17 protein-coding genes are annotated in these 20901 nt (G+C 52.8%); 6 read left to right on the top strand and 11 right to left on the bottom strand.

Translation table 11 applies throughout. The features are described 5' to 3' along the window. Positions 1-116: 116 nt before the first annotated feature. On the top strand, positions 117-1121 hold the full coding sequence (yejK, locus tag J1781_RS04065; protein ID WP_129952371.1) for a nucleoid-associated protein YejK: 1005 nt from the start codon (positions 117-119) through the stop codon (positions 1119-1121). Positions 1122-1333: 212 nt separating this feature from the next. Here yejK and rplY read toward each other — a convergent pair whose 3' ends face one another. Both rplY and J1781_RS04055 read right to left on the bottom strand, forming a co-directional pair. After that, entirely contained in the window at positions 1334-1624 is a 291-nt protein-coding gene (rplY, locus tag J1781_RS04060) for a 50S ribosomal protein L25 (RefSeq protein WP_129952372.1), read from the bottom strand. Between the two features lie 160 nt (positions 1625-1784). After that, positions 1785-3548 (bottom strand): DNA repair helicase RadD, encoded by a 1764-nt coding sequence (locus tag J1781_RS04055; protein ID WP_217220482.1) that lies wholly within the window; start codon positions 3546-3548, stop codon positions 1785-1787. 332 nt (positions 3549-3880) lie between these two features. On the opposite strand from J1781_RS04055, the gene rsuA reads away from it, so the two are divergent. Beyond that, on the top strand, positions 3881-4588 hold the full coding sequence (rsuA, locus tag J1781_RS04050) for a 16S rRNA pseudouridine(516) synthase RsuA (protein ID WP_013574637.1): 708 nt from the start codon (positions 3881-3883) through the stop codon (positions 4586-4588). 27 nt (positions 4589-4615) lie between these two features. Beyond that, positions 4616-5812, top strand: a complete 1197-nt coding sequence (locus tag J1781_RS04045; protein WP_129952374.1) for a Bcr/CflA family multidrug efflux MFS transporter — start codon at positions 4616-4618, stop codon at positions 5810-5812. A 172-nt stretch (positions 5813-5984) separates the two neighbouring features. On the opposite strand, the gene J1781_RS04040 is transcribed toward J1781_RS04045, so the two are convergent. Further along, on the bottom strand, positions 5985-7337 hold the full coding sequence (locus J1781_RS04040) for an MFS transporter (RefSeq protein ID WP_129952375.1): 1353 nt from the start codon (positions 7335-7337) through the stop codon (positions 5985-5987). A 326-nt stretch (positions 7338-7663) separates the two neighbouring features. Continuing rightward, on the bottom strand, positions 7664-8647 hold the full coding sequence (locus J1781_RS04035; protein ID WP_217158815.1) for a LacI family DNA-binding transcriptional regulator: 984 nt from the start codon (positions 8645-8647) through the stop codon (positions 7664-7666). A gap of 205 nt (positions 8648-8852) precedes the next feature. On the opposite strand from J1781_RS04035, the gene idnO reads away from it, so the two are divergent. Both idnO and J1781_RS04025 read left to right on the top strand, forming a co-directional pair. Continuing rightward, on the top strand, positions 8853-9617 hold the full coding sequence (gene idnO, locus J1781_RS04030; RefSeq protein ID WP_217220487.1) for a gluconate 5-dehydrogenase: 765 nt from the start codon (positions 8853-8855) through the stop codon (positions 9615-9617). Positions 9618-9628: 11 nt separating this feature from the next. Then, entirely contained in the window at positions 9629-10384 is a 756-nt protein-coding gene (locus J1781_RS04025; RefSeq protein ID WP_129952378.1) for an SDR family oxidoreductase, read from the top strand. Between the two features lie 73 nt (positions 10385-10457). Here the strand turns inward: J1781_RS04025 and J1781_RS04020 are convergent, their stop codons facing one another. From J1781_RS04020 to J1781_RS04010, 3 genes are read right to left on the bottom strand one after another with little or no spacing between them, the layout of a single operon-like run. Beyond that, positions 10458-11870, bottom strand: coding sequence for a c-type cytochrome (locus J1781_RS04020; protein ID WP_217233240.1), 1413 nt, complete (start codon positions 11868-11870; stop codon positions 10458-10460). After that, positions 11867-13522, bottom strand: coding sequence for a GMC family oxidoreductase (locus J1781_RS04015; protein ID WP_129952380.1), 1656 nt, complete (start codon positions 13520-13522; stop codon positions 11867-11869). The genes J1781_RS04020 and J1781_RS04015 overlap by 4 nt, the downstream gene beginning before the upstream one ends. Continuing rightward, entirely contained in the window at positions 13522-14139 is a 618-nt protein-coding gene (locus J1781_RS04010) for a sorbitol dehydrogenase family protein (RefSeq protein ID WP_129952381.1), read from the bottom strand. Before J1781_RS04010 ends, J1781_RS04015 begins: the two co-directional genes overlap by 1 nt. 678 nt (positions 14140-14817) lie before the next feature. Here J1781_RS04010 and J1781_RS04005 point away from each other — a divergent pair. Continuing rightward, on the top strand, positions 14818-15162 hold the full coding sequence (locus J1781_RS04005) for a YejG family protein (protein WP_129952382.1): 345 nt from the start codon (positions 14818-14820) through the stop codon (positions 15160-15162). Between the two features lie 44 nt (positions 15163-15206). Here the strand turns inward: J1781_RS04005 and yejF are convergent, their stop codons facing one another. Genes yejF through J1781_RS03985 form a run of 4 tightly spaced genes read right to left on the bottom strand, consistent with a single transcriptional unit; the run spans position 15207 to position 20787 of the window. Next, a complete protein-coding gene (yejF, locus tag J1781_RS04000; protein ID WP_217233239.1) occupies positions 15207-16826 on the bottom strand; it encodes a microcin C ABC transporter ATP-binding protein YejF in 1620 nt (539 codons plus the stop codon). A gap of 1 nt (position 16827) precedes the next feature. Next, entirely contained in the window at positions 16828-17877 is a 1050-nt protein-coding gene (locus J1781_RS03995) for an ABC transporter permease (protein ID WP_165383709.1), read from the bottom strand. After that, the gene (gene yejB / locus J1781_RS03990) at positions 17877-18971 is read right to left on the bottom strand and encodes a microcin C ABC transporter permease YejB (RefSeq protein WP_129952384.1); all 1095 of its coding nucleotides are present in this window, start codon (positions 18969-18971) and stop codon (positions 17877-17879) included. The genes J1781_RS03995 and yejB overlap by 1 nt, the downstream gene beginning before the upstream one ends. A 10-nt stretch (positions 18972-18981) precedes the next feature. Then, a complete protein-coding gene (locus J1781_RS03985; RefSeq protein ID WP_129952385.1) occupies positions 18982-20787 on the bottom strand; it encodes an extracellular solute-binding protein in 1806 nt (601 codons plus the stop codon). Positions 20788-20901: the final 114 nt, after the last annotated feature.

Here is a 20901-nt window from a genome sequence, read left to right as displayed (position 1 = left end):
TATTAATCTTTATTTCAGCCTTCGCGATAGTTGCGGCCCCGGCGCTTCGGTGTTTGAATACGCCCCGCAGATCAACCCTTCTTACACGGCTGCAATTCTTACAGGAGAAAATCCCCATGAGTCTGGATCTTGAGCAGATCGCTCTGCACCAGTTGAACAAACGTGATGAGCAAACGCTGGATGTTGTGCTGCGTGATACGCTCCTGACGCCCAATGCTGCCGTTGATGAAATGATGGCAGAACTGCACCGCGTCTACAGTGCAAAAAGCAAAGCGTACGGTTTGTTCAATGAAGACAGCGAACTGGCGGTGGCATTACGCAGCTGCCGCAAAGGGGACGATGATTTTCTTTCATTCAGTCGCGCCGCCACTGGCCGTCTGCGTGACGAACTGGCGAAATACCCGTTTGCTGAAGGCGGCGTGGTACTTTTCTGTCATTATCGTTTTCTGGCGGTTGAATATCTGCTGGTTGCCGTACTCAACAGCCGCAGCAGTATGCGCGTCAATGAACAACTGGATGTCAGCAGCATTCATTATCTTGACATCAATCATGCCGATATTGTGGCGCGTATCGATCTGACCGAATGGGAAACCAATCCGGAATCGACCCGTTATCTGACTTTCCTGAAAGGCCGGGTAGGGCGCAAAGTCTCAGACTTCTTCATGGATTTTCTCGGTGCGTCCGAAGGTCTGGATACCAAGGCGCAGAACCGTGGCTTGTTGCAGGCAGTTGACGACTTTTGTAGCGAAGCGCAGCTCGATAAAAACGAGCGTCAGAACTACCGTCAGCAGGTTTATACCTATTGCAACGAACAGTTACAGGCTGGCGAAGAGATCGCGCTCGATGATTTGTCCGAAGAGTTGCCGCCGTGGAATGACAAGAAGTTTAAAGAGTTTACCCAGGAGCAGGGTTATCAGCTGGAAGAAACTTTCCCGGCCGATCGCAGCACTTTGCGTCAGCTGACTAAATTCGCCGGCAGCGGCGGCGGCCTGAGCATTAACTTTGATGCCATGCTGATGGGCGAACGTATTTTCTGGGATCCGGCCACGGATACGCTGACCATCAAAGGCACGCCGCCGAATTTGCGGGATCAGTTGCAGCGTAAAGCGGGTAATAAATAATCGCGCCCAATAAAAAACACCGCCTGGGCGGTGTTTTTTATTTGTTCTCGCACGGCGTCCCGATGCGCAACAACTTTTTACTCGTCATCCTTCACGTTGTTGCTGCGTTAGCTACGTTCGTTCACCTGAATCACTTACCAATGTAAGTTCATCAGGACTCACTCGCTTGCTACTTTGCTACAACCTGAATGATTTAGAGTAAAGTCGCGTTATTAAACGCGAACGAAGTCGATGTGAGCCAGTTTTGGCTTGAACGGGTGACGCTGTACAGCCTGAACTTTAACTTTGGTTTCTTGACCGTCGATAACCAGAGTAATAGCTTCAGAGTAGAACTCCGCTTTAACTTCCAGGTTCTTTACAGAATCATGGTCCAGTTTGATAGAAACCGGAGCAGCTGAGCCACCGTAAACGATAGCTGGGAATTTGTTAGCTGTACGCAGGCGGCGGCTCGCACCTTTGCCCTGCTCGTCCTGTGGACGTACTTCTACATTGATAGTGATCATTGTATGTTTCTCTAATAGAACTACTTCTAAAATGTGCCCCGCCACCTGCGACCGAGTGACGAGTTGAGTACTGCGACTTCCACACAAGGCGAAAGCGGGCGGTATGATACCGGAGTCCGGGCGCAGCAACAACGAATAATTACCGGTTTGGTCATCCCTGTTACCCGCGCAGTTCATGAGCGCGCCGGTAGCGGCCTTCATAATCAAATATTTTCTCCCGCACCTGCCAGAACTGGCCTTTCATACGCGCGACCACAAAATCCGGATGACGCAATAACACCTGCTGCGCGGCAACATCCGCTGCGCTATTCCATTCCAGCGGTACGCCCGGTGCGCGCTGGTGCGGGCGCAGGAAGTTATGCAGAAACGCCATGCGTTGTGCAGGCGTTTGCAGACGAAAGCGCTCCGAAACGTCAGCGCCGTCCTCATCGTAATAGGTAATTTTCAGCCATTCGCCTTTGTCATCGCGTCCGTGTTCCAGATTCATACCACCGCAGCGTAAGACCAGCGCATCTTTCAGGCGCAGCGCGGCTTTCAGCATATCATCGGGGTCGACCAGAATTTCCTGGCACTGATGACAGCGCCGTGCGGCGATATCATTTTCCGCGCCACAGTGCGGGCAGCTTTTAAAACGGAAGCGGAAATCACATTGCTCACGGTTGCCCTCATCATCTTCCAGTACGCCCTGACAGCGGCGGCCAAAATGCTCAATGATCGTGCCGTCTTCGGTGGTTTTTCCCCAGAAAATATTGGCGAAGCCGCAGGCCGGGCAAAACACCTGCACGGGTTTGTTATTGCCTGCCGGCTTATGGCTGCCCACTTCCGGTGTAAAAAGGTCGTGCGGGTTTCCGGCATAATCAAGGATCAGACAATCCGTTTTACCCGGTGCGAGCCGCAACCCGCGACCAACAATTTGCTGGTACAGGCTGATGGATTCTGTCGGACGCAGGATGGCGATAAGATCCACATGCGGCGCGTCAAAGCCGGTGGTCAGCACGGATACATTCACCAGATAGCGTAACTGCTGCGCTTTAAACGCCGTGATCAGCCGGTCCCGTTCCACCGCGTGGGTTTGTGCGCTGATCAGCGCCGCTTCCCCTGCGGGCAGCAGACCAAAAATCTCACCGGCATGTTCCACCGTGGAGGCAAAAATCATCACGCCTTTACGTTCTTGTGCGAATTCAACAATCTGGCTGATGATGTGCGGCGTGATACGTTTTTGTTGTCGCAGTTCATCATTCAGATCCGCTTCACTGAACAGACCATTACTGTTGGCCTGCAGGCGGCTGAAATCGTAACTGACCACCGGCATATCGAGCCGTTCGGGTGGCACCAGAAAGCCGTTTTTAATCATGTAACGCAACGGCAGTTCATAGATGCAGTCGCGGAACAGGCTGTTGGCATCACCGCGCACAATACCCTGATGGTGATACTGATAAATCCAGCCTTTGCCTAAACGGTAGGGCGTGGCGGTCAGGCCGAGCAATCGCAGGCGCGGGTTTTGCGCACTGAGATGACCGATAATCTGCTGATACTGACTGTTATCATCGTCGGAAATACGGTGGCATTCATCGATAATCAGCAGGGAAAATTCGCCACTGAATTCCGCCAGATTGGGCGCAACAGATTGCACGCTGCCAAACACCACTTTGCCGCTGCTTTGTTTCAGGTTCAGCCCGGCGGCGAAGATGTCCGCTTCCAGCCCGTAGGAAAGATATTTGCTGTGGTTTTGCGCCACCAGCTCTTTGACATGCGCGAGCACCAGTACACGTCCGCGGGCAACGCGCGCGAGTTCGGCAATCACCAGACTTTTTCCCGCACCGGTCGGCAGCACAATCACTGCCGGTTCGTCGTGCTGGCGGAAATGACGCAGCGTGGCATCCACGGCATCTTGCTGGTAGGGGCGGAGAGTAAAAGCAGTCACGCGATGATCACCTGTTGATTATTCCGTTAACTTACCTGTTTATAAAAACAGTAATGCAGTATGCCAAGAAATGCTGCCGATGGCGATGATCAAAGAAATCTCCCGCAGTGAATGTTTAGCCTGCTTATTTTCCTTCTTCCTTACAGGATGCACGGCTATACTATTGCCCTCAACGCGGCAGTGTTTCTGCCCCCCCGAAGTAATAATAACTCTTTGCAATTATTACGAACCGAACAACCCTGAACCCTGTCAGTTGCAGTATTGCGACGGCGGGGTCTTGTGTTTTATCAGTAACGCGATCACTCAGATCGCCATGAAGGCAAGTTGATCCAATGCGTCTGGACAAGTTTCTCTCTCAGCAATTAGGTGTAAGCCGCGCGCTGGTTTTGCGCGAACTGCGTAACAAACGTGTCACCGTAGACGGTGAAATCGTCAAAACCGGCTCAATGAAAATCAGCCCGGAACAACGTGTCGAGTTTGACGGCAATGTACTGGATCAAATCACCGGTCCGCGTTATTTCATGCTTAACAAACCGCAGGGATATGTGTGTTCCACCGATGATCCGGATCACCCGACCGTGCTGTATTTCCTCGAAGAACCCGTGGCCTACAAACTGCATGCGGCGGGCCGTCTGGATATCGACACCACCGGTCTGGTGCTGATGACCGACGACGGGCAATGGTCGCACCGCATCACCTCGCCGCGCCATCACTGCGAAAAAACTTATCTGGTAACACTCGAACATCCGCTGGCTGACGACACCGCTGCGCAGTTTGAAGCGGGTGTGCAACTGCATAACGAAGATTCCCTGACCAAACCGGCGCAGCTTGAAAAAATCGAAGACTGTCTGGTGCGCCTGACTCTCAGCGAAGGCCGTTATCATCAGGTTAAACGTATGTTTGCTGCCGTGGGTAACCGCGTGGTTGCGCTGCACCGTGAGCGTATAGGTGAGATTGTGATGGATGAAGATTTGGAACCGGGTCAGTACCGGCCGTTAACTGAGCAGGAAGTGGCCAGCGTTGGCGTTCCCTCGCGATAGATTTTTCTATAACTGGAGCAGCTGAAAGTGCAAGAAAAACCGGTCTCCCATGTCGGACTGATTTTCATCCTGGGATTGATATCGATGCTGATGCCTCTGGCTATCGATATGTATCTGCCAAGTATGCCCGTGATCGCTCAGGAATATGGCGTGCCGGCGGGCAGTGTGCAAATGACGCTCAGTGCTTACGTGCTGGGTTTTGCGATAGGGCAGCTGTTTTATGGCCCGATGGCGGACAGCCTTGGGCGTAAGCCGGTTATCTTCTGGGGCGTGATGATTTTTGCCGTCGCGGCCGGTGCCTGTGCGCTGGCGCAATCCGTTGAGCAACTGGTCTGGATGCGTTTCCTGCACGGTCTGGCAGCCGCTGCCGCGAGTGTGGTCATCAACGCGCTGATGCGCGATATGTTCACAAAAGACGAATTCTCGCGAATGATGTCTTTTGTGGTACTGGTGATGACGGTAGCGCCGCTGCTGGCGCCAATGCTCGGTGGTTTGCTGATGGCTATTTTCAGCTGGCATGCCATTTTCTGGGCGATGGCGATTGCCGCGCTTATCGCCGCAACGCTGGTGGGCGTGTATATCAAAGAGACGCTGCCCAAAGAACGGCGGCAAAAATTCCACCTGCGCACCAGCGTCGGCAATTTTGCTTCCCTGTTCCGACACAAACGTGTGCTCAGTTATATGCTGGCGAGTGGTTTCTCATTTGCCGGAATGTTCTCTTTCCTCAGCGCCGGTCCGTTTGTCTACATCGAGCTCAATGGCGTTTCGCCGCAAAGTTTCGGCTTTTACTTTGCGCTGAACATCGTCGCTCTGGTGATTCTGACACTCATCAACAGCCGTAACGTACGCCGTACGGGTGCGGTAAAAATGTTCCGCTTCGGATTGTTTGTGCAACTGACGATGGGGATGTGGCTGGTGATCGTCTGTACCTTCGGATTGCCGTTCTGGGCGATGGTGATTGGTGTGGCGGGATACGTTGGTGTGATTGCGATGGTCACGTCTAACGCGATGGCGGTCATTATGGATGACTTCCCGCACATGGCGGGTACAGCCGCTTCTCTGGCCGGCACGATTCGTTTCGGCACCGGTGCGGCGATAGGTTCTGTGCTGTCACTGTTTACCGCGAAAAGCGCCTGGCCGATGGTTGGGTCGATGGCGTTCTGCATACTTGCCGCCACCTTGTTGTATCTCTATGCCAGCCGTCCGGTGAAAGTGGCTGCATAACGCCCTCCCCTGCGAAGGGGAGGGCCGGGGTGGAGTATCAAGGTCAAAACCGAAAAGGAAAAGTGTGGTTTGACAAGGTGTTAGCTCTTAAAATCCCCTCCCAACATCCCCCTTCGCAGGGAGAGGAGCAAAACCAAAACGGTCTTCTCTGCTTCATGTGGGAGCTTGAGTATTAAACCATTTCCGCTTTCACTCCCTGAACGCGTCGCGCTGCTTTGGCACGGGCATATTCGTCGGCCATGGCTTTGGCTTTTGCGCCCGGCACCAGCGCCATATCGCACTCTTTCGGCAGTAACGTCGTGACTGCGGCGGCAATCAGCAATGAGGCTACCAGCGCATAAATCGCGGTGCTCTGACCGTACAGGCTGACCAGCACGCCGACCAGATATGGCCCGCAGAAACCACCCAGATTCCCCAAACCGTTAATCACACCGCGTGCGCTGCCCGCAACTTCCGGCGTGGTGACTTTGCCTGGAATAGTCCAGAAGGCGCTGGTCGCGGCTTGCAGGAAGAAACCGGCACCGACCAGGAATCCGTAGGCCGCCATAATGTTATGACCGAACGCCACGGACGCCGCCAGGCAGGCTGCGAAACCACACAGCGGCAGGGCGATGAACATACGGCGTTTACCTGTTTTATCCGAGAGCACCGACATCGCCAAAATCCCCAGCATGGTGCCGACGTAAGGGATAATCGCCAGCATGCCGACTGAACTCATGTCACCGCCGGTCAGGTTTTTCAGAATGGTGGGCAGCCACAGGGTATAGCCGTAAATCCCGGTCTGATAGAAAAAATTAATAATGATCAGTTTGACGATAGACCGGTTACGGAACACTTCTTTCAGCGGGGCGTTATTCACCGGTGCCAGGGCTCTCAGGGCTTCGCGTTCTCGGTTCAGCTCGGTAATCAGATAGTCGCGTTCACGCTCAGACAGCCATTTCGCTTCTTCAGGCCGATCGCTGATGGTAAACCACCAGAACAGCATCACGACAAAAGATAATGCCCCTTCAATGATGAACAACCAGCGCCAGTCGAGCGTATCCAGAATAAAACCCGACAGCGGCGCGGTGATCATTCCGCCGAGCGGGGCGAACATCAGCACATAAGCATTGGCGCGGCCACGTTCTTTATCGGGGAACCAGTTACTGACCATCGTCAGCACGACCGGCAGCATCCCGCCTTCTGCCACACCCAGCGCAAAGCGCAGGAACAGCAGCTGATACTGATTCGTAATCACACCGGTCAGAATCGAAATAATTGCCCAGGCAACCAGAGAGCAGGCGATAAATTTTCGTCCGCTGCCATGTACTGCCAGACTGCCGCCCGGAACCTGCAGGAATAAATACCCGATAAAGAAAATACCGGCGGCCAGACCGGCCATTGAAGCGGTAATTCCTAATTCGGCATCCATGCCGCCAGGCATGGCAAAACTAATATTGACCCTGTCCATGAAGGAAATAATGCAAGCAATAAGAATTGGCGTTATTACGCGCAGCCAGCGTGCCTTAGGAATCTTATTATCCATTCTGTGCTCCTCGGTGATGCTCGTCATACTTCAGGCTACAGATGCGTTGTCCGCACCCGCTAACGCCGGTCACTGACTTGTTTCAGCTCCCGGGGATTAACGCTCTTGCCGCCTTCCTGTAATCTGAATTATTTAGAGCATGTTCAATGCGACGTTTTATTAAATATCTCGTCTTTCGGCGATGACTTAATAAAAGCATTTTGAGGAAAGTATTTCGTGACAGACGTCACGTTGAATTATGTTAAGAAAAGGTGTTACCACTTACGTGATCCTGCACCGGAGTTTGTGTGCAGGTCCGCAGGGGAGAAACAGAGGGAAAAGGAGAGTTAAATGGTGCCGCCGAGGGAGATCCGGTAATGCAAATCCACGCGTTCGATCGTCGGCAGGTTTCTGATTTTTTTAAGCAATATCTCCGCCACCACTTTCCCCATTTCAAAGCGCGGAGTGATAACGCTGGCTAATAATGGTGTGGTTGCCAGACCGATATCCAGCCCGTGAAAACCGGAAATTGCCATATCCTGCGGGACGCGGATCCCCAGTTTGATACATTCCTGTAACACGCCGACGGCAATATCGTCATTGGTACACAAAATCGCGTTGGTCTGCGGATATAACTGACGCGCCATGGCCAGCATGCCCGCACCGATAGATACCGACGACACTTTATTCGGCGTGATATGCACCGGCGTCAGTCCGCGTTCATTCATGGCGCGGCTGTAACCCTGATAACGCTTCTGGTCACGGGCGTCAGACATCGAACCGAAATACACCACATGTTCTTTGCCGCTGGCGAGCAAGGTATTCGCCATATCATAACCCGCCTGCTGATTATCAAAACCGACGGCGATGCGCCCGTGCGGGTCGTCGAGATCCATCACCTGGGCCACAGGAATTTCTGCCGCATTCAGGTACTTATCGGCTTTCAGCGTATGCACGGAATCAGTGAGGATCAATCCGGCCAGCTGATAACCGAGCAGATTGATGATGTGTTCTTCCTCGCGTTCTTTGCTGTAATCGTAATTGACTACCAGCGTCTGAAAGCCCTGCGCGGAAGTGACCGACTCAATGCCCGCCAGTAAGTCCGAGAAAATCTGGTTGTTAAACGACGGCACTAAAATGCCGATACGCGGTGCTCTGGCCGGTCCGCGGGCTTCTTCCAGCGGATATCCCACCTCTTCCATGACCTTCGTGATGCGATCACGGGTTTCAGGAGACACCTTTTCCGGCGTGCGCAGAAAACGGCTCACCGTCATCTTCGTGACATCCGCCAGTTGGGCGATGTCCTGTAATGTCACGCGCTGGTTTCTCATGCGGAAAGTTCCTGGTTGGGCCTGCAAATAGTCCTGATTATTGAAACAGAAAGTGCCGGAGATTGTTACCAAAATGATGATGATCACACCGGGAGTAACAGGGTTTTTTAACATTCCGGCAGGTGATCTGCATCACAGTTTAGCGCAGAGTAAACCGGTGTAGTGAAGCTAACTTTTTAAATCAGCATTCAATAAGGCCAACGTCATGACAAATCTCTTCTCACTGGATAATAAAAAGATTCTGATTACCGGCTCGACGCGCGGTCTGGGTTTCCTGCTGGCGAAAGGGCTGGCGCAGCACGGTGCAGAAATTATCATCAACGGCACCCAACAGGAATCAACGCAGAAGGCCGCTGAAGCCCTGCGGGCAGAGGGCTTTATTGCCCATGCGGTGTCGTTTGATGTCACCTGCAGTCAGGCGGTGAATCAGGCGATTGAGCATATCGAAAGCACCATCGGGCCCATTGATGTACTGATAAATAACGCCGGGATCCAGCGCCGCCATAAATTCACCGAGTTTCCGGAAAAAGACTGGGACGATGTCATTGCCGTGAATCAGAAATCCGTATTTCTGGTGTCGCAGGCGGTGGCGCGTTACATGATCCCGCGCGGGCGCGGCAAAATCATTAATATCGGTTCGATGCAAAGCGAACTGGGGCGTGACACCATTACACCTTATGCGGCATCGAAAGGCGCGGTAAAAATGCTGACCCGCGGCATGTGCGTTGAGCTGGCGCGCTACAATATTCAGGTGAACGGAATCGCGCCGGGTTATTTCAAAACCGACATGACACAGGCGCTGGTAGACAACAAAGAATTCTCAGAATGGCTGTGCAAACGCACACCGGCCGCACGTTGGGGCAATCCGGAAGAGCTGGTCGGCGGTGCAGTCTATCTGTCATCCAAAGCCTCTGATTTCGTCAACGGACATCTGCTGTTTATTGATGGCGGTATGCTGGCCGCTGTGTAGAAGGAGCTGATATGAGCACTGAAGACACCAAAATTGCATTAGTGACAGGCGGCGGGAGCGGCATCGGGTTAAGTGCTGCAAAAGCGCTGGAAGCTATCGGATTTAAAGTGATACTGGCCGGGCGTAATCAGGCAAAACTGGAGCAGGCTGTGTCGTTGTTTGCGCCGGGACAGGCGGTAGCCCGTGAGCTGGATGTGACCCGTCCGCAATCGGTCGCCGCACTGTTTGAGGATATTCAGGAAACCTTCGGACGACTGGATTTGTTATTCAATAATGCCGGTAATAACGTGAAGGATGTGCCCATTGACGAACTGCCGGTAGAAGACTGGCTGTCGGTGATCAATACCAATCTGACCGGTGCATTTTTGTGTACGCAGGCGGCGGTTAAGCTGATGAAACGCCAGTCGCCGCAGGGCGGGCGTATCATTAACAACGGTTCGATTTCGGCGCAGTCACCGAGGCCGAATTCCGCACCCTATACTGCCAGTAAACATGCGATCACCGGCCTGACGAAATCCACCGCGCTGGACGGACGTGCCTTTAATATTGCCTGCGGACAAATTGATATCGGCAATGCAGCAACGGATATGGGGAATAAAGCGCTGGCAGGCAGGATGCAGGCGGACGGACATATTGCTGAAGAACCGGTTATCCCGGTGGAACGCGTCGGCGAGGCCGTGGCGTTTATGGCCGGTTTGCCGCTCGACACCAACGTACTGACCATGACCGTGATGGCAAGTGCCATGCCGCTGGTGGGAAGAGGGTAGTTTTAGCCTCCTTTCTGCCGTTCGGACCCAAAAAAACGGCCCTTTTGGGCCGTTTTGCGTTTCAGTCTGCGGATTACGCCACTTTCGTTTTGCGTTTCCGGCCGAGCCAGAAAATCAGCACCAGCAGTACAATCACCCCGGCCACCATCGCCGGCGCCATGAACGGCTGTAGTTTTGCCAGCAATGTGACCGGGCCGCCGGCGCGTAACACCGCGACATCGTGCGCACTGACCTGAATGGCTGCGTTACCGTAGTTCTTTAGCACGTAGTTGGAGATGTCAGCAATCTGCTGATCATCGAGCTGACCGACATACGAACCCACGCCAAATTTCGGCATCAGCACATGGTGGTCACCGACCTGACGATCCACGCCGTAAAGGATGGCTGAAATCAGGTTCGACGCATTGCCCATGCCGGTCGCGGTATTATTGAACAGCGACGGATAAGCCTGATTTTCACTGCCTGAGCCATCCGGCTGATGACAACTGGCGCAATAACCACTGAACAACGCTGCGCCGTTGTCGATGGTTTTATTCGCATTAAACGGATGTGCGCCGCGTAAACCTTCTTCCACATTCACCGGTTTACCGAAGGTGTCCGCCGCCTGCGTATCACGCGGGTCGCGAACCGGCGTGCTGTTTTTCAGGTAGAAGGCGATCGCGTTCAGGTCGCTGTCCGACATGTATTGCAGGCTGTTCTGAACGGCTTCTGCCATACCGCCCGCAGCCTGGTTTTTCCCGGCGGTGCGGCCGGTTTTCAGGTATTCCACCAGCTGAGCCTGCGACCAGTTGCCAATACCGCTGACCGGATCCGAACTGATATTGGGGGCATACCACGGGCCGACCATGCCGCCTGCCAGCGGTTGATTGGTCACAGAACCCATCATCAGGTTACGTGGCGTATGACAGGTATCGCAGTGACCGGCACCGTTGACCAGATACGCACCGCGGTTCCATTGCTCACTTTTCGATGTATCCGGCTTAAACGGCGTGCTGTCGAGATACATCATGTTCCAGCCCGCCATGGCAATACGCATGCTGAACGGGAACGGCAGGGCGGTTTCAACATTCGGTTGCTCGACCGGCTTTACCCCTTGCAGGAAGTAAACATACAGCGCGTGCATGTCGGCATCGCTCATATGGCTGTAAGAGGTATAAGGCATGGCCGGATAAAGATTGGCACCATCAGGACGAACGCCTTCACGCACTGCGCGGACGAACTGTTCTTCAGTATAGTTGCCGATACCGAACTGCTTCGATGGCGTAATGTTGGTGGTATAAATCGTGCCCATCGGTGAGTGGATTTCATAACCACCGGCAAAAGGTTTTCCCCCTTCCGGCGCAGTGTGACAGGCCTGACAGTCAGCTGCTGTGGCCACTTCCTGGCCCTGATGAATCAGCGCAGCCTGGGTTTCATCTGCCGTGGCGCAGGCGGTAAAGCCTGCGGAGGCGGCGCTCAGCAGGCAGACGGTGAGAAGTGTCTTCATGCGGCACCTGCCAGTTTTTTCGCCATGTCATCGGCGGCTTTAAGACCCAGCGCAGCCATGGTCAGCGTACTGTTTACCACACTGGAAGACGGGATCGCACCGCCGCCCGGTAACCACAGGTTAGCGTGGTCATGTGTACGACAGTTGCCGTTCACCACGGAATCCTTCGGATCACTGCCCATGATGGTGCCGCCCATAATGTGGTTATTAGCATTCAGGCTGGTAGTGATATTAAATTCTTCGGCCATAAACAGGGAACCGATATGCTCGAGTTGTTTATGAGCGGCTTCTGCGCCTTTACGCACGTAATCCCCGACATCGTAATGAATGTCCGGGCAAGGTAAACCGTGGGGATCTTTACGTGTGGTGCTGAGTGTCAGGCGGTTATCCGGATCCGGTAACGGCTCAAGGCTGATGGAAAGATCTACGCCGAAAATCGCACGACGGCGGATCTCTTCATCCAGCTCTTTACCCACCAGCCCCATCTGCAACGCTTTGGACGTTGCCGGGATCACACGGCTGATATTGTTGAGGATCATTTTGTTGGCGGAATAATCTTTGCGGAAATCGCCGTCACGCGGCCCTACCAGACAACTGCTCTGCGCCGGGCCACGACCAATCCACAGCGGCTCTTTGGCGATAAAGGTACAGTGGAAACCGGAGTGATCCATCATGTTACGACCCACATGATCAGACGAATTAGCAATACCGTTCGGGTTTTTTTCGTTGGCGGCCATCAGCAACAGACGCGGTGTCTCGATACCATTACAGGCCAGCGCGAAGACTTTACCGGTCGCTTTATGCGATTTCTTCTGATTATCCAGCCAGTGAACAGCCGTTACATTGTTGTTTTCATCGGTGTCAATTTTGTAGACCACCGCTTCAGCCAGAACCACGGCACCTTTGTTCTCAGCGCGTTCGACGTGCGCAATTCCGTTATACATTGCACCAATCGGGCAAATCGGCTGACAGTTATTATTACCACAACACGTCGGACGGCCATTCCACGGGCGGGTGCTGCGACCTTGCGGAATAGGCACGGAGCGGTAACCGTGCGGATTCACGATTTCAGCAAAACGGGTATCGCCGTAACCATAAGGCACCTGCTCCATCGGATAGGGTTTGCTGCGCTCAGACGGTGACTGCAACTCGGGGTCATTCGGGCCGGCAACGCCAATCTCTTCTTCAGCGCGGCAGTAATAAGGTTCAAGTTCATCATAAGAAATTGGCCAGTCACGACCCACGCCGTACAAGGTTTTCATTTTGAAATCGTTGGGAACATGACGCCAGCAGGACGCGGCCCAGTGCCAGGTGGTGCCACCAACAGTGCGCAGATAACCCTGTTTGAAACTGCTGGCGCTTGGCCCGGTCAGATGGACGTAGTTATTTTCCGGGAAATACAGTGGTGCGGGCGCTTTTTCAGACTGCGGATAAAGCCCCTGGAAATCAGAACCGGCCCGGTTTTCAAAGGGCATATTGCGCCAGTTTTCAACGGCCTGAGCACGTTCAATGCGCAAACCCGCTTCCAGTACCAGAACAGAATATCCCTGGCTGACCAGCTGATCGGCAATCATGCCGCCTACGATGCCGGAACCGACAACAATCACATCAGCAGACGCATCGCCGTCTGCCGTAAATTCTGGTTTTTTCATCAGGCTTTGCTCACAACGTTTGTTTCAGAAGGATGGGTAAAACGATCTGCATTCATGGATTCCGGCATGGCTGCGGCAGGAGGCGCTGCGGTGAAGTACAGCGGACCGTTACCGCAGTATGTAGGCACAATCAGGCCGTCACTGACCGGGCGATACATCAGCGCGTCTTTATAGGCAATCAAAATGGAATCGGTTCCATGTCCAACCGTGCCAGTGTACCAGGCGGTAACGATGCGGGTCACCAGTTCACCAAGGCCATTCTGTTTCGCCACTTCCTGCAAATCTTTTGCCGCCTGGCCCGGTTTCACCAGCGCATGTAACTTGCTGACCTGCGCAGGGAAGTCAGGTTGTGAGCGGTAAAAAGCGTTGAAAATCTGCGCAGAAGAACCCTCGCTGATATTCCTGTGCTCAGTGATGGCCTGTGAGACCAGATAGAACTGGCCGAAGATGACCGGATCCTGTGTGGCGGTTTCTTTCTCCGCCTGGCTCAGGAACGGGAAGCCGAGCAGGGTCGTTGCCACCATGGCTGATGTCAGACCTTTTAGAAGTTCTCGACGACTGAAACCGGTTCCATTTTCGGTGGTGTTGCTTCCAATGATTGAAGGATCGTTTTCCATCTCTTTCTCGCTGGGAATGGGTTTTTGCCAAAAGGCAGGGAGTTCGCTTATCTGGTTTTTATTATAATTTGCGTAACACGAGATTTATCAGCGGGTTAAGTTCTGCTGATGTCGGTCCCGGTAGGGTATACCATTTATAACGGTGCGGATGATAAGCCAGAGAAGAGGGATTTGTGCAAACAAATTGTGCTGATTAATTAACATTAGATCCAGATTTTAACGTATGATGCGCGACGCTAAAAAATGTAACCATCTGGTTCATTTCAAAGTGAAATTAACCATCGCCTCGTTACGTTTGGTCGTTCTTATTTTTCTATACTTTTGATGTATATGAAGTTATTGCATAAAGATGAAGGTATTGACTGCCTGATTTGTATATTAAATGTAAATAAATAAGTAACGGAAAGTAGTATCAAATGATTAAAATGGTTGTGAATAAAGGCAGAAAAGGTTACAAATAAGCCAAAATGAGATCTGCATCTCAGTATGTCCGGGAGCAGAGATAAAAATAACGACAGTTTGTCATTTTGTATCCAATAACGTTAATTTAATGTTAATTATTTGAGCGTTGAGTGGGCAAAGTGCCGCCTGTCGGCTATAACTTAAACAGTGCTGTTGTAGCTATTTTGTAAAAACATGATGTAAATGATTTGCATGAATCATTGTCTGGGGAACCACGTGAATAATATCCAACTTTCGGTAGTACATCGTTTGCCGCAAAGTTATCGCTGGTTATCAGGTTTTACGGGGATTAAAGTTGAACCGATTCCGCTGCCTGGTAATGATGAAGATAACAATCTGATCGGCCTTAAATTACTCAGTCATGAAGGTGAATTCGCCTGGCAGGTGATGCATCAGCTGACCGAGGCTTTGGAAGATATACAGGTTAAAGCGGCGATTGTAGAAATCGACGGTGAGCCTTGTTTATTCGTTCATCGGGAAGATGAAAGTGCAACGCTCTGTTGCCTGAAAAATATCGGCGCAGCCATCGCAGAATCTGTGACTGCACTTTATCCTTTTTGACACGCCGGCATCATAATGCATTCCGGCGTCTTCTCCCCCGCGAATCAGGGCTGGACATCGAAAGCCTCTGATGCGGCCAGCAATGTGCGGGTGTAAGCCTCTTGCGGTGCAGTAAAAATCTGTTCACATTCTCCCTGCTCAATAACTTCTCCGTTTCGCAAAACCATCAACTGATGGCATAAAGCCCGCACCACGTGTAAATCATGGCTGATAAACAGGTACGACAGACCATAGCGTTGTTGTAACTGACTTAAAATGGTCAGAATCTGTGCCTGAACCGATTTATCCAGCGACGAAGTGGGCTCATCGAGTATCAGCATTTCCGGCTGTAAAATTAATGCGCGGGCGATCGCGATACGCTGACGCTGGCCGCCGGAAAACTCAGTCGGGTAACGGTAGCGGGATTGCGGATCCAGCCCGACTTCCTGCATTGCGCGGATCACTTCTGTATCGCGTTCCTGTTCACTGACGGCGCGATGTACCCGTAAACCTTCAGCAATGATTTGCCCGACGGTAAAACGTGGATTTAACGCAGAAAAAGGATCCTGAAACACCACCTGAATCCGGCTTCTGAACGGCAGCATTTTCTTGCGTGAGAAAGCATGCAGTGGCTGGCCGTCAAACCATATTTCGCCTTGCGATTTGAGCAAACGCAGCAATGCCAGCCCGGTGGTGCTTTTTCCCGAACCGGATTCGCCGACAACACCGAGACTTTCTCCGCGACGGAGCTGGAAACTGATCTGATTTACCGCGTGTTTGATGCCGACCGTGCGACGTAGCAGACCGCGTTTGACGGGAAAGCCGACATCCAGATTTTTCACATCCAGCAGAACAGGGGGATTGCCTGTCAGCGGCTGCGGACGCCCCTGGGGTTCGGCCTGTAACAGCTGGCGTGTATAAGAATGCTGAGGCTGACTGAACAGCGCGGTTCGCGGCTGTTGCTCAACCACACGCCCGTTTTGCATTACCGCTACGGTGTCCGCCAGACGGCGCACAATGCGCAGATTATGGGTGATAAACAGCATTGCCATCCCCATTTCCTGCTTAAGTTCATCGAGCAGGGATAAAATTTGTGCCTGCACGGACACGTCGAGCGCGGTGGTGGGTTCATCGGCAATCAGCAGCTTCGGCCTTGTCAGCACCGCCATGGCAATCATCACGCGCTGGCGTTCACCACCGGAAAGTTGGTGCGGAAAATCCCGCAGGCGCGAGGCGGCCTGCCGGATACCAACCCGATCCAGACAGCGCAATATTTCAGTGCGCGCCGCGTCACCGCGGAGGTTACGGTGCAGCGTCAGCACTTCGGTCAGCTGTTTTTCAATGGTATGCAGCGGATTGAGCGACACCATCGGTTCCTGAAAAATCATCGCAATCTGGTTGCCGCGGATCTGGCGCAATGTACCGGTACTGGCTTGCAGCAAGGACTGACCGGCAAACAGAATATCACCCTGAGGATAAACCGCCGCTGAGGGCAGCAGACGCAATACTGACAGCGCCGTTACGCTTTTCCCTGAACCGGATTCACCGACCAGCGCCAGCGTTTCGCCGGCACGGATATCGAGCGACACACTACTGACGACTTCACGTTGCTGTTTTCCCTGACGGAAGGCGACGCTGAGGTTTTTGATTTGCAGTAACGGGGCGGATAACGCAGCGTCTGTCATTTCAGAGTACCTCATTGTGGTGTGCGGACGGATTGAAGGCATCACGAACGGCTTCACCAATGAAAATCAATAATGACAGCAGCGCGGCCAGCACCACGAAAGCGCTGATCCCAAGCCAGGGTGCCTGCAAGTTATTCTTACCTTCCATCAGCAATGTGCCCAAAGATGGCGAGCCCAGCGGCAGGCCGAAACCGAGGAAATCCAGTGATGTCAGCGTGGTGATCGAGCCGCAAAGAATAAACGGCAAATAAGTCAGTGTGGCGACCATCGCATTAGGCAGCATGTGACGCCACATGATGGCACGGTCGCTGACGCCCATTGCCTGGGCAGCGCGGACGTAATCATAGTTTCGGGTGCGCAGGAATTCGGCACGCACCACGCTGACCAGCATCATCCAGCCGGAAAGCACGGTGATCAACAGCAGCCACCAAAAGTTGGGTTGAATCACGCTGGCCAGAATAATAATCAGGAACAGAGTCGGAATGCTCGACCATATTTCGATAAAGCGCTGCCCGAGCAAATCGATTAATCCGCCGTAATAACCCTGCGTGGCACCGACCATAATGCCAATTACGGAGGTTATCATCGTCAATAAAATGCCAAAGAACAGCGAAATCCGCAGCCCGTAGAGAATTTGCGCCAGTACATCGTGCCCGTTACTGTCGGTGCCCAGCCAGTTCTGCGCGGATGGCGGGGAAGGGAAGGGCTGTGCAGTGGAAAAATTAATGGAGCTATAACTGCTGCGAACCGGTGCCCAAAGCGCCCAGCCGTGATCTTCGATCTGGCGCACAACAAACGGATCCTGATAATCGGCTGGCGTTTCCAGCGCGCCGCCAAATGTCGTTTCGCTGTAACTGACCATAAAGGGCACATACCAGTGCCCCTGATAGCGCGCCAGCAGGGGTTTGTCATTCGCCAGCACATTGGATAACAGCACCAGAACCAGCATCACCATGAAAATCCACAGTGACCAGAAGCCGCGACGGTTCTGACAGAAACGTGCCCAACGTGCCTGGCTGATGGTGCCCAGCTTAAAGAGTTTTATATTCATCAGTGGCGGCCCTCAAAATCAATACGCGGGTCGACCAGGGTGTAAGTGATGTCGCTGACGATATTGAGCAGCAAACCAATCAGGGTGAAAACGTACAACGTGCCGAATATGACCGGAAAATCGCGTTGCACAATGGCATCGTAGCCCAGCATCCCGAGCCCCTGTAATGAAAACATGACTTCAATCAGCAACGAACCGGTGAAAAACATACTAATAAAGGTGGCCGGGAAACCGGCGATCACCAGCAGCATCGCATTACGAAAAACGTGTCGGTACAAAATTTGCTTTTCGTTCAGCCCTTTCGCACGGGCGGTCACCACATATTGTTTTTCGATTTCATCCATAAACGCGTTTTTGGTCAGCATCGTCAGGGTTGCGAACCCGCCAATTACGGTCGCCAGCACCGGCAAGGTGATGTGCCAGAGATAATCGGTCACTTTACCGTACCAGGGTAAGGTGTCGAAATTCGGCGATGTCAGGCCACGTAGCGGGAACCAGTCGAGATAGCTGCCGCCGGTGAATAACACAATCAATAAGATTGCGAATAAAAAAGAAGGAACGGCATAACCGATGATGATGAACGAACTGCTCCAGGTATCGAATTTCGTGCCGTTGCGCACGGCTTTGCGGATACCCAGCGGGATCGACACCAGATAGATGATCAGTGTGCTCCACAGGCCGAGGCTAACGGATACGGGCAATGCACTTTTCACCAATCCCATAACGGATGCGCCACGAAACAGACTGTCCCCGAAATTGAAGCGAACATAATTGGATAACATCTCGAAATAGCGCACATGCAGGGGTTTGTCGAAGCCGAACCGATGCGTTATTTCGGCAATGACTTCCGGGTCCAGGCCACGCGCACCACGGTACTGCCCCTCACCAAACTGCGCTAAGCCCGGTGACGCTTTGCCATTTCCGCTGCCACCGCCGGCACCCGGCAAACCGCTGGATTGACCCATCTCAATGGTGGCAATGGCCTGATCAACCGGGCCGCCGGGGGCAATCTGCACAATAAAAAAGTTAATCGTGATGATTGCCCACAACGTCGGGATCACCAGAAGCAGTCGTCTTAACAAATAGGCGGCCACAATATGCTCCTCAGCGGCGTTGCGCAGGTAAACGGGCTGCGCGGTTAACGTCGTACCACCATGTATCAAGTTCCATTCCGTTGGACGGGGTGACAGCTGGCATAGAGAACTTATCCCAGTATGCGTAGCGCTCGTGGTTGGTGTACCACATCGGGATCATGAGCATATTCCATGTCAGCACCCGGTCGAGCGCATGGCCCAGCGACAATAAAGCGTCGGGTTTTCCCTGATTGGCGGCGATGTCATCAGTCAGCTGGTCAATGGCCGGATCGCTGACGCCTGATTTGTTGTAGCTCGAATCGAGATATTGGGTGTTCCAGTAAATCTGTAAATCACTGCTCGGATAAGATGTGGCGGGGTAAACCGTCGGGATCATATCGTAATCACGCTGGCGCATACGGCGTACAAACTGTGAGTTATCCACTTCACGGATAGACATATTGATACCCAGCCGTTGTAAATTATGCTGGAACGGCAAGACGTATTGCGAGTTCCCGCCCCCCGGCAACAACAGTTCGAAAGTAAACGGCTTGCCGGTTTTGCTGTTTACCAGCACCTGGTTTTTCACTTCCCAGCCCGCTTCTTTCAGCAGTGCGGTGGCTTTGAGCAAATTCGTCCGGTCATTGCCGGAACCGTCAGAATGCGGGGGGTGATACAGCGTGGTGAAGACCTCTGCGGGGATCTTATCTTTCAGCGGCCCAAGCCAGGCCAGCTCTGCAGAGTTTGGATAATCTTTCGCCGCGTAGTCGGTATTTTGAAAATAGCTGTTCACCCGCTGGTATGCGCCGAAATACAGCGCCTTGTTCATCCAGTCAAAATCAAAAGCCAGTGTGATGGCTTCGCGAACCTTACGGTCTGCAAATTGCGGGCGATGAATATTGAATGCCAGCCAGCGCGTATCCTGCGCCGCCTGGTTTATCACATCAGCTTTAATGATAAAGTTTTTACTGAAATTACCGCCCTGATATTGTGATGCCCATTTTTTGGGTGAAGTTTCCATACGTAAATCGAATGCGCCTGACTTAAACGCCTCCAGCGCGACGTTGTCGTCGAGGTAATAGTCGTAGCGGATGGTATCGAAATTATAGCGGCCCCGGTTAACGGGCAAATTGGCAGCCCAGTAATCCGGCACGCGGGAATAGGTAATGTACTGTCCGAGTTTGTAATCACTGATGCGGTAAGGGCCGCTGCCCGGCGGTGGTGTACTCAGCGGTTCATTGAATTTATGTTTTTCCCAGAATGCCTGCGGCAGAACAGGCAGGCCCAGCAGACCGAGCATCATGTCTTTATCCGCTTTCGGCAACACCATACGCACCGTCAGGCGCGAAATAGCTTTCACTTCCACGCCTTTATACACCACGCGAAACTGCGGAACGCCTTCGGTCATGAACTTGCGAAAGCTGAAGGCCACGTCGCTGGCGGTAATTGGCGTATTGTCGTTAAAACGTGCACGCGGATTGATATCGACTTCGACCCAGCGGTACTGACTGTCATAACGGGCTGAGTCGGCAATCAGCGGATAATAGCTACCGATTTCGTCGCTTGACGTCGTGAACAGGCTGTCGTAAAGCGATCCGCTGCGTACCGCCGGATTACCGCGTGATGCGAAGCGGTTAAAGTTGTCGTAGGTACCAATAGCCGCCAGGGTAATCTGACCGCCTTTCGGGGCGGCAGGATTGACGTAGTCAAAACTGGTGAAGTTTGAGACATACTTTGGTTCGCCTAATATGGCGAATGCGTAGCTGTCCTGTATGACTTCGGCTTGTGCGCTGAGACTCAGCAGGCACAGCACACTGGCAAAAACGCGAGAAAACATCCTGAATATGCACTCCTGTGACGACGACGGCATGATGCGGCAGTACCGCAGGCTATTTCGAGAGTAATCAATTGAAAGCTATGATTTTGTCACCCACTACTTTTCGCTTTCTTC

The organism is Rahnella perminowiae (genome assembly GCF_019049695.1).
In the GTDB taxonomy this organism is placed as follows: domain Bacteria; phylum Pseudomonadota; class Gammaproteobacteria; order Enterobacterales; family Enterobacteriaceae; genus Rahnella; species Rahnella perminowiae.
This window is presented reverse-complemented; position numbering and strand designations above follow the sequence as displayed.